The sequence below is a fragment of the uncultured Methanobrevibacter sp. genome (assembly GCF_946184425.1).
In the GTDB taxonomy this organism is placed as follows: domain Archaea; phylum Methanobacteriota; class Methanobacteria; order Methanobacteriales; family Methanobacteriaceae; genus Methanocatella.
This window is the reverse complement of record NZ_CAMHFP010000022.1, coordinates 23788-33155: the sequence shown is the minus strand read 5'-3', so window position 1 is coordinate 33155 and position 9368 is coordinate 23788. Positions and strand designations below refer to the sequence as shown.

Here is a 9368-nt window from a genome sequence, read left to right as displayed (position 1 = left end):
TCTTGATTGATTTGAAGGGAGGTGAAAACAATTAAAATCAGACATTTTCTTATTTTCACATCAATACTAATTATATTTCTCACTACAACATCAATTTATGCAATTGACAATAGCACACAAAATACAGATGTAATTAGTCAAACAAATGAATATGTAAGATATGCACCCAATACCCTAGAAACTTCTAATTTAAAAGATATTTCTGCTGACTTGGAGAACACAATCAATAATTGTAATCCTGGAGACAAAATATTAATAGAACCTGGAACATACAAAATTCACAACATTAAGCTTACAAAAAATATTACTCTTCAAGGAAACGGCAATCCAAGAGATATTATTATTGATGGTGAAGAAAAATCAAGTATTTTTCTTATAAGAAACCCAGATGTCCATGTGACCTTTAAAAATATCACTTTCATCAATGGATTAACAGATAATTTTGGAGGAGCAATCTCCATACAAACTGGTGGAGCTACAGTTGATAATTGTATATTTATAAATAACACTGCATTAGATAAAACAAATGCCGGAGGCATTTCCAATTATGGTACTAAACAGAACAGAGGTTATTTATTAGTAAATAATTCATTATTTATCAATAACCATGCAGACCATGACGGAGGTGCAATTACTACCTGTTATGCAAATTCTTACATTTATAATTGTGTTTTTATAAATAACTCTGCCGTAAGAGATGGAGGAGCAATACGAGTTAGTGTTTTTGGATACGGTGATGTTCAAGATTGCATATTTATGTTCAATCATGCTGACGAATGGGGAGGAGCATATTACAGTTGGTCTGGTGAGTCTAATATTCAGAGATGTATTTTTATGAACAATACCGGAGGAACCAATGGAGGAGCAGTTATGGTTTCTGGAAATATTAATATTGAAGATTCCATTATTGTGAATAATGATGGTGGAGAAACTGGAGGTTCATTTTACATCCAGCAACCGATGTATGATACAAAAACAGTTATCAATATCCACAATAACTTGATAACCAATAATACATCCCCGTACGGTAAAGAAATATTCATCAAATGGTGGGATTCTTACAACTTATATACTCAATTTAATGATAATGATTGGGGTGATGAAAATCCTAATGATTCCTCAGTCGTGGATCCGAACAATGTAACTCCAAGAAGTAAAGTAACATCCACAATTAAATCTAATTTATTTGCAGATTTGAATGTTGATTTGCTCACCAAATATAGTGATTTACTTGGAAATTACTTCAAGGATAACTCATTAAATGAACTTAAAAAGCAATTTGATGATGCAAAAGAAGCAAATAAAAAAAACAATAATAATCAAAATTCAAAAACAAATGAAAACAGAGATGTTACTGAAAAATTCAATACGAACGAAAAAAAAGATGTGAATAAAAAAGAAGAGATTAATTCAAAAAGTACTAACGATACCAATGATAATTTGATTGAATCAGATAGTATTAATTCAACTTCTAAATTAAGCAATAGTGATACAACTTCCCAAATTGTAGTTGAAAATTCAACATCACAAGGTGAAGACAAAAAAGCTTATGAATTAAATGAAACCACACATTCTGTTTCAAAAAACAGCACTTTAGATTTAGAATATATTGTCACAATAATATGCATCGTGTTAATCTTATTGACAATTGGATATAAAAGAAAATGGTAAATAGCCCAAATGCTATTTACTATCCACTATTTTTTTATTTAAATTTCTAGCAAGCAAATAATAGTAAATATAAAAACCACACCAGAAAATTGCTGCAAATATAAATGCAATACCTACCCAGGTTAATATTGGACCTACTCCTAAAGTAATAGGCATCCATTTTAAATAAATTGCAATACTAAATAAAACAGCCATTCCTATACCCATTTGAAAGATTATTTGAAAAGGCAATGGCAAATCTTCTTTTTCATAAATCAAACCTGTTAAAGAAAAGCCCCAACCTGCAACAATACATCCCAAGAATAAATTTATGATATCCACACCTGAAAAACTAATGTATTGGGGACCCACCTGAAGAGAAATTAAAACTGCAACCAGCAGTCCGATAAAACAACCAACAAAAGCACCTAAAGCTAAGCTTTTAAAAATATCTGCAAATTCCATTATAACACCTATAAATCCAATGCTTTTTTAAAGTCCGGCAAATATTTTCTAGAGATATTATCTTTCAAACCGTTTTTTAACTGTATGAACATCATTCCTTTAAGTGATGGAGCTACTCTTTCAATTTTTTTTAGATTAACAATTGTTGTTTTTGAAATTCTGACAAAATCTTTAGTTAAATTCTCTTCAACCTGATATAATGGCTTTTTAACGGTATACTCATTATTTTCAGCAAAAACTTTAACCTGTTTATCTTCAACTCTAAACATGAAAATATCCTGCAGTTCTAAAAGAGTAATATCGGAACCATTTTTTACAGCCAACATTTCATTTTGATCTTCACTTTCCAGGATATTAATCGCTTTAGTAATATTATCAGTTAGCTCATTAGTATGAATATCAGCATGAGGATGTTCAATATCTCTTGAAACAAATAAATTTACCTTCATAATTTAATTCCTTAATTTTTCCATTTCTTCTTGAATTTTACGTTCCCTATAATCATCGCTATCAAAATTGTCTACAAATACATATGCTTTCAAAAAGTCCGCAAGGACTCCTATTCCCCAGAAAAATACTGGAAACATTACCCACCAGAAACTTGGTGAAAATAATGCATTTATAATAAATAATATTGCATTGACAATTATATATGCTTTTAAGTTTCTTAAAAATTTAATTTTTAAATTAACCCTTTCTTCTGCTCTTGCTCTTAAATTATCTGACATCATTATCACCTTTTTTATCGATAATAATACTTAGTTAAAGTATATATAAATGGATAATTATCAAAGTTGCCAAGATGCAGAATATGGCAATCAAAATGCAAAAAATAGAAGTTGAAAATGGTGACTATAATACAGCCACCAAATAATATAAAATTGAAGTTACTGCAGGAACTGTCAAGTTATCAATTCCACCATAACTAAATGCTTCACACAATGTCGCAACGGCTGATATCATTATTATATAAACAATATTGAATTCAGGCATTGTGCAACCGATTGAAGTAAAAACCATCCATACAAATACACTCATCACGGTTGTTACTACAAACATTGTAAGTGATCCTTCAAGAGATTTTGTACCTCCAAAGATTGTGTATTTTACTTTACCGAATTTTTGACCTATTAAGGCTGCGAATCCGTCTCCATAAACCATTGGGACAATAGCTAATGCAACAATCCATATGAAAAACTTAGGGTCCTTTGCAGGAGCGATTGTAGCAAATATTGCAATCAGTATTGTCCAAATTCCCGCATAGAAGAATAGGCCTAATGCATGTCCTGATTCAGTTACGCTATTTTCAATTTTAATTGGAGAGTATTCTGTCAGGAAGAATAAAACTATTGTAATCGGCAGTGTTAAAAACCAAACCATAACCCAGGGATCTGAGAAAAATGGCATGGCGAATATCATGTTACCTACCATGATATGCAAAAATTTACGTGAAACTTCCGGCCGAGTCTTTAAAACCATTTCAGCCACTACGAAAATAACAGCTACATAAACATATACAATGATTAATGCAAGAATATCAAAGAATATCATTCGTCATCATACTCCCCATATTCACAACCGGCATTTTCTATTTTTACATGATCAATTAAAGTGCCATCTTTTTTATATAATTTGATTTCACCCCAACCGTTTCCACCATTCCATAAACGATTGTGTCTTTTCTGACCATCAGGAGCTTCATAGTTGAACAACATCATTTCATCACGTTTACAATAAAGCACCAATTCCATTTTTGAGTTTTTATTACTTGCATTAATGTGCCAGATATTAACATCTTCGCCTTCTTCAAAGTCAAAGTCAATTTTTACAAGATTCCAGAATCTTGCAAAATTATATTCATACATTGTTCCTTCATAATAAAATCCAATTAACAGTTTACGCGGAATTTCAATTCCAAATGCCTTTGGTCTTCCCCCACCAGCTTCAAATGCGGAATTATTTAATTTTTTACCAGTGATTAAACTTGTTATATTACATGAAGAAATCCAAAGCCATGGTGAGGTAAAGTCTCCTCCCCAATTTTTATCAGCATAACCATATGATTTTTCAGGAATAACTTCATATTCCTCACCATCTAACCATATAGTTCCGCTGTATTGAGTTTTTATCCCTTCTGCATGCCAAAACATTTCAAATGCATTTAACTTTCTGAAAAATGAGTTTGCACCATAACCCACATTAAAAGTGATTTGCTTATCAATATCCAAATCCCACATCATGTCCCCTGCATCAGACATGTATTCCGGGTGATTTATAGCATCCTCTTCACTAACTCTTGCAAATCCACTCATATGAGTTTCTGTTAAACTGCAATCTCCAACCTGAATGTTTAATTTATCGTCAGGGCAATCAAAGTATTTCATTGAGTAAAAATTATGTATCTGTTTTGGGTTTTTACCCCAAGTTCCTGCTTTAATCATACAATATGATGGTTTTTTACCTGCTTTTTGGTTTTCAGGCAATTGTCCAAGTGTAGGTTCTTCTTCAGCTAAAGCAGGATTACATACAAAATATTCAATGAAAAAAGGTTTTTCTTCACCAGTTTTTTTATTATATGCAGTTAAAGAATGCCACCACCAATCATAACCCTTTTTGGCAAGTGGTCCTTTTAACATATAATAATCTCTTTTTAAATCACTCTTATTCATCATTACTCCTCCAAAGCTATGATAGTATATTATATATAAAAAATGTATTAAATAATTTATTATATTAAAAAGAGTGAAAATAAAGAAAAATAAATTAAAAATAGAAAAAAATAAGAAGAAAAATTATCTTTTAGAATTCATTTCTTTAATATCGTCACGATAATAAAAACAAATTGTTAAAATTATCAACAATATTATCAATGCAGTTCCTGTGACTCTGTAGATATCTTCTTCATCAAGTACAATTTGTTTTACAACAGATTGGGACTGGGATCCCGGACTACCTGAATTTCCAGCACTTGCTTCAGAAGCACTTTCCTGAGAAGTAGTTTCTGAAGTATCATAACTTTGTGAAACATCATTGACCTGATTATTTGCATTGCTACTAGGACTGGATTGTTGGCTTTGAGTACTGTTTACAGTATTGTCACTGTTTACCTGTGTGAAAGATCCATTACTTTTATTAGCGTTTCCACTAGAACCTTCACCATTTCCATTGCCGTTACCGTTTCCACCACCATTACCAATGTCTTCATAGATTTGATAATCAGGAATAGAAGGATAAACATAACTTGGTGACTGTCCATTTGATGAAGGAACATCTTTTGTTTTTGAATCATAAGCATTATTCCTTTGGGAATAATCAACTGTTGCTTTTACAATATCGCCATCCCTTCCATTAACGGTAAATACACCAGTTCCACCTTTTATGGTAATGCTTAATGTTTGACCATTATTTGTTTTGTATTTTAAAGTCCTGTCCGGAAGAAGACTAGCAATGTTGCCGTTGGAATCTAAAAAAGATGCTTGAAATTTGTTTGCGCCTACCTGAGTGACAACAAATTTTATATTATTTGACCTAATCTTAGGACAAATTCCGGCAAAATCAGTATACCAATTATCTCCAATCTCTAATCTATTACCAGTGTCCTGATAATATGTATCTTTAGCTTCAACATCCATATGAGTATTGAAATAGATTGCATTATAACTAATAACCTGATTTTTTGGCTTTATATAACTATCAAAAAATTTAATACCATTCTGATAATTGTCAGTTATTACATTTGACTGGATTGAATTATCCCCAATATGAGCTATTGAAATACCATTTCCTTTATTTGACTCAATGCTGTTGGACTTAATATTTATGTTGTCTCCAGCATTTTGTATCAGAATACCATCCTGCTTGTTATTTTCAATAGTATTCTTGTTAATGTAAATGTTTTTAGGACCTTCACCATAGTTTACACCATTAACAGTTTTATCCACATAAACTCCATGTCGGTCATTTCCTGAAATAATATTTCCATGAATATAAACTTTATTAGATTTAGAAATACCTACACCATCCAAACCGTTATTGGATATTTTATTGTTAAATACATAAGTAGAACCGGAATCTGCTATAACAATCCCACTTTTAGAATTTTTAACAATACTGTTTTTGGTAACATTTAGATATTTGGTTCCTATTGAAACAATACCATTGCCTTTTCCGGATATATCATTGTCAATGATTTTTACATAATCTGCACCAGTAACCACAATGCCATCCCCTCCACTTTGAATGTTAAATCCATTTATAGTAGTAAGAGACGCATTTTTGCCTTTTATAGTGATTGTCGGACCAGAACCAGATTTCAAAACAGTATTAACATTACTTATCAATGTTAAGCTTTTTGTTATTAGCAAATTTATATTTGAATAGCTTAATCCCTTAAATAGAATGATGTTATTTATCTTTGCATTATCAATAATATTTTGAATTTCAGAATTACTTAATCCTACATCAACAACTTTTGTATTGGTCATTTTAATAGCAGTTGTTAAAGAGGAAGATTTATAATTTGAATTTCCTGCAAATTTTGTTGTAATTTTATAAGTTCCATCATTTAATCTAAGTTGCAGTGAAGCAATTCCGTTTGAATCAGTGTTTCTAACATAGGTTGTTCCCGAAATAGCAAATGTCAATTTGGTATTTTTCAAGGCATTACCATTCACATCAGAAAGTTTTACCTTGAAATAATCACCAACCACATCAAAAGTTGTGTTACTTTCAACATTAATCTGTGTTTTTACTGCAGAGGATGCATTTAAAATATTTTGATTGGAATCAACTGTAGAAGAAACAGCTTCATCCGATGCAACAAATACTTCGTTACTTGTAGAGTTATCCATTTCATGAGCCACACTGAAATTTAAGCTAAACAGAACCACTATAAACAATACAACAATTAAAGCTTTTCTATTCATTTTTCACCTCCTTCATATCGATTAGTAAGAATTAATTATTGATAATTAACCTTATATAAAATATATAATATTTAATAGTATATATTATTGACTAATTTCAATTTAAATTAATTATTTTATGAAAAAAGGTAGAAAAAAATAATATTTTTAAAAAAAAAGAAAATGGATATATAAAAAAGTAATATCGTTAAATCAGATATTAATTAAAACTAAACCAAACATGCAAACAAAAATGCCAATTATCTGTTTAATTGAAACGTTTTCCCAGTACAATAAAAATCCAACAACCAACAATACACAGGCAAGGCCTATATTTGCAACTACACTTGCAGTACTTACTGCCCAACCAGTACGATAGACAAAAACATAACCCACTTCAAGGCCAACAATAGCTATCGCAAGAATTATTGAAGTCCAATTAATCTTAGACAATTCAACGAGGACATTTGAAGGACCAACCATAAATATGAAAATAATCGCCGAAATTAATGCCGCTACAAAATAAGTGACCATCAACGCACCGAATGGATTCACATCCCCCGGCATTGATTTCATGCAAATGTTATAAAATGTATTTGCCAAAATAACTATCAAAATGGGCCAAATCAAATTCCAATTCAAAGTTAATCACCAAAAAAAGAAAAAGAAAGTGAAGTCAAACTTCACTATTTTGTACCATACACTCTGTCACCGGCGTCTCCAAGACCAGGTAGGATATATGCATTTTCATTTAATTCCCGATCAACTGTTGCGCAGAAAATTTTAACATCTGGATGATCGTCTTCAATGCATTTGATACCCTGCGGTGCTGCTACAATACATAATAATTTTATTTTTGTAACTCCATCCTGTTTAAGTCTGGATATTGTTGCTGATGCGCTTCCTCCTGTTGCAAGCATAGGGTCAATTACAATAACTTCTCTTTTGTCAATTCCATCTGGCATTTTGTAGTAATATTCGACCGGTTCAAATGTTTCCTCGTTTCTGTAAAGTCCAATGTGACCTATTTTTGCATTTGGAATAACATTTAACACACCATCAACCATTCCCATCCCTGCTCTCAGTATTGGGACAATTGCATAATTGTCTTCATTCAACATTCCAGTATCCATTTTTTCCAATGGAGTTTCAATTGTTGTTTTTTCCAATTTAGCATCCCACATAGCTTCATAAACTAGAATTGTTGAAATTTCTGTTACTAATTCTCTGAATTCTTTTGTTCCTGTGTTTATATCCCTTAAGATTGCTAGTTTATGAGTTATTAACGGATGATTCAATACAAATTCATTCATGATTTTCCTCCGGTATGCAAAGATTTAAAATTACTCCAATTATTGCTGCTAGAGACATCCCAGAAATAGATATTGACAAGTCAGCATATACTACAGATAATGCTGCACCACCTAATCCTAAAACAAGCATTGTTGCAGCAACAACTACATTTTTAGTATTATTAAAGTCCACTTGGTTGTGGATTAATATTTTTAAACCATTTACACAGATAAATCCATATAACAATACGGATATACCTCCTAAAACAGGTTGTGGAATTGCGGTTAAAAGTGCAGTCAGATGTCCTGAGAATGCAAATATTATAGCAATAATTGCAGCAAGACCTATTACATAAGTAGATGCAACACGTGTCATTCCGATAACAGAAGTATTTTCACCGTATGTTGTGTTTGCAGGACCGCCAAGGAACGCTGCCAGAAATGTTGCAAGACCATCATCAAGCAAGGTTCTTTGAAGACCCGGATCTTCGATTAAATCACGGCCAATGATTTCACTTAATACTTTGTGGTCTCCAACATGTTCCACCATTGTTACAAGTGCAATTGGAACTATTGTTAGAATTGCTGCAAAATTTAGATTATAATTCATAAACGGCAGGTAAAATTTAGGGATTTCAAACACATGGGCGGTTAGTGCCTGTGAAAAATCAACCATACCTAAAGCAGCCGCTACAATATAACCAACTACAATACCTACTAAAAATGGAATAACCTGCAAGATTCCTTTTCCACGAACTGCAACCAGTGCAGTTACTAAAAATGAAACAAAAGCAACCAGCAAATGAGTCCATGGAACCACCGCTAAATCCAAACCGATTTCAGAAATAGCGGTTGGGGCAAGTGATAAACCTATTACCATAATCATTGGTCCGACTACAACTGCTCCAAACATTGCACAAACATGCTGTATAGCCAGTAAAACCCATTTGATTGCAGTTGGTTTATCACCAGTTCCCAGCAGCATATTACTATTCTCTTCCACCATATTTATCACAAAAAGTCAATATTTATATCAAAATATTAAAAGAAATGCCAA

The 9368-nt window shown here is 31.9% G+C and carries 10 protein-coding genes; 1 reads left to right on the top strand and 9 read right to left on the bottom strand.

Translation table 11 applies throughout. The annotated features are described in order from the left end of the window. The first annotated feature begins 21 nt into the window (after nucleotides 1-21). Nucleotides 22-1671 (top strand): hypothetical protein, encoded by a 1650-nt coding sequence (locus Q0P94_RS06265; protein ID WP_295114840.1) that lies wholly within the window; start codon nucleotides 22-24, stop codon nucleotides 1669-1671. A gap of 12 nt (nucleotides 1672-1683) precedes the next feature. On the opposite strand, the gene Q0P94_RS06260 is transcribed toward Q0P94_RS06265, so the two are convergent. The 9 genes from Q0P94_RS06260 to Q0P94_RS06220 all read right to left on the bottom strand — a co-directional run bounded on the left by Q0P94_RS06260 (nucleotide 1684) and on the right by Q0P94_RS06220 (nucleotide 9317). Beyond that, entirely contained in the window at nucleotides 1684-2115 is a 432-nt protein-coding gene (locus tag Q0P94_RS06260) for a DUF3021 domain-containing protein (protein ID WP_295114838.1), read from the bottom strand. A gap of 8 nt (nucleotides 2116-2123) precedes the next feature. Further along, nucleotides 2124-2564, bottom strand: coding sequence for a LytTR family DNA-binding domain-containing protein (locus Q0P94_RS06255; protein ID WP_295114836.1), 441 nt, complete (start codon nucleotides 2562-2564; stop codon nucleotides 2124-2126). A gap of 3 nt (nucleotides 2565-2567) precedes the next feature. Further along, a complete protein-coding gene (locus tag Q0P94_RS06250) occupies nucleotides 2568-2843 on the bottom strand; it encodes a 2TM domain-containing protein (protein ID WP_295114834.1) in 276 nt (91 codons plus the stop codon). Between the two features lie 124 nt (nucleotides 2844-2967). Further along, a complete protein-coding gene (locus Q0P94_RS06245; RefSeq protein WP_295114832.1) occupies nucleotides 2968-3666 on the bottom strand; it encodes a diacylglycerol/polyprenol kinase family protein in 699 nt (232 codons plus the stop codon). Then, nucleotides 3663-4787, bottom strand: coding sequence for a tocopherol cyclase family protein (locus tag Q0P94_RS06240; protein ID WP_295114830.1), 1125 nt, complete (start codon nucleotides 4785-4787; stop codon nucleotides 3663-3665). The genes Q0P94_RS06245 and Q0P94_RS06240 overlap by 4 nt, the downstream gene beginning before the upstream one ends. A 120-nt stretch (nucleotides 4788-4907) precedes the next feature. Next, a complete protein-coding gene (locus Q0P94_RS06235; protein ID WP_295114828.1) occupies nucleotides 4908-7040 on the bottom strand; it encodes a nitrous oxide reductase family maturation protein NosD in 2133 nt (710 codons plus the stop codon). A gap of 192 nt (nucleotides 7041-7232) precedes the next feature. After that, the gene (locus Q0P94_RS06230; RefSeq protein WP_295114826.1) at nucleotides 7233-7634 is read right to left on the bottom strand and encodes an EamA family transporter; all 402 of its coding nucleotides are present in this window, start codon (nucleotides 7632-7634) and stop codon (nucleotides 7233-7235) included. Nucleotides 7635-7705: 71 nt separating this feature from the next. Then, nucleotides 7706-8332, bottom strand: coding sequence for a uracil phosphoribosyltransferase (gene upp, locus Q0P94_RS06225; protein WP_295114825.1), 627 nt, complete (start codon nucleotides 8330-8332; stop codon nucleotides 7706-7708). Beyond that, nucleotides 8325-9317 (bottom strand): uracil-xanthine permease family protein, encoded by a 993-nt coding sequence (locus tag Q0P94_RS06220; RefSeq protein ID WP_295114823.1) that lies wholly within the window; start codon nucleotides 9315-9317, stop codon nucleotides 8325-8327. Before Q0P94_RS06220 ends, upp begins: the two co-directional genes overlap by 8 nt. Between the last annotated feature and the right edge of the window lie 51 nt (nucleotides 9318-9368).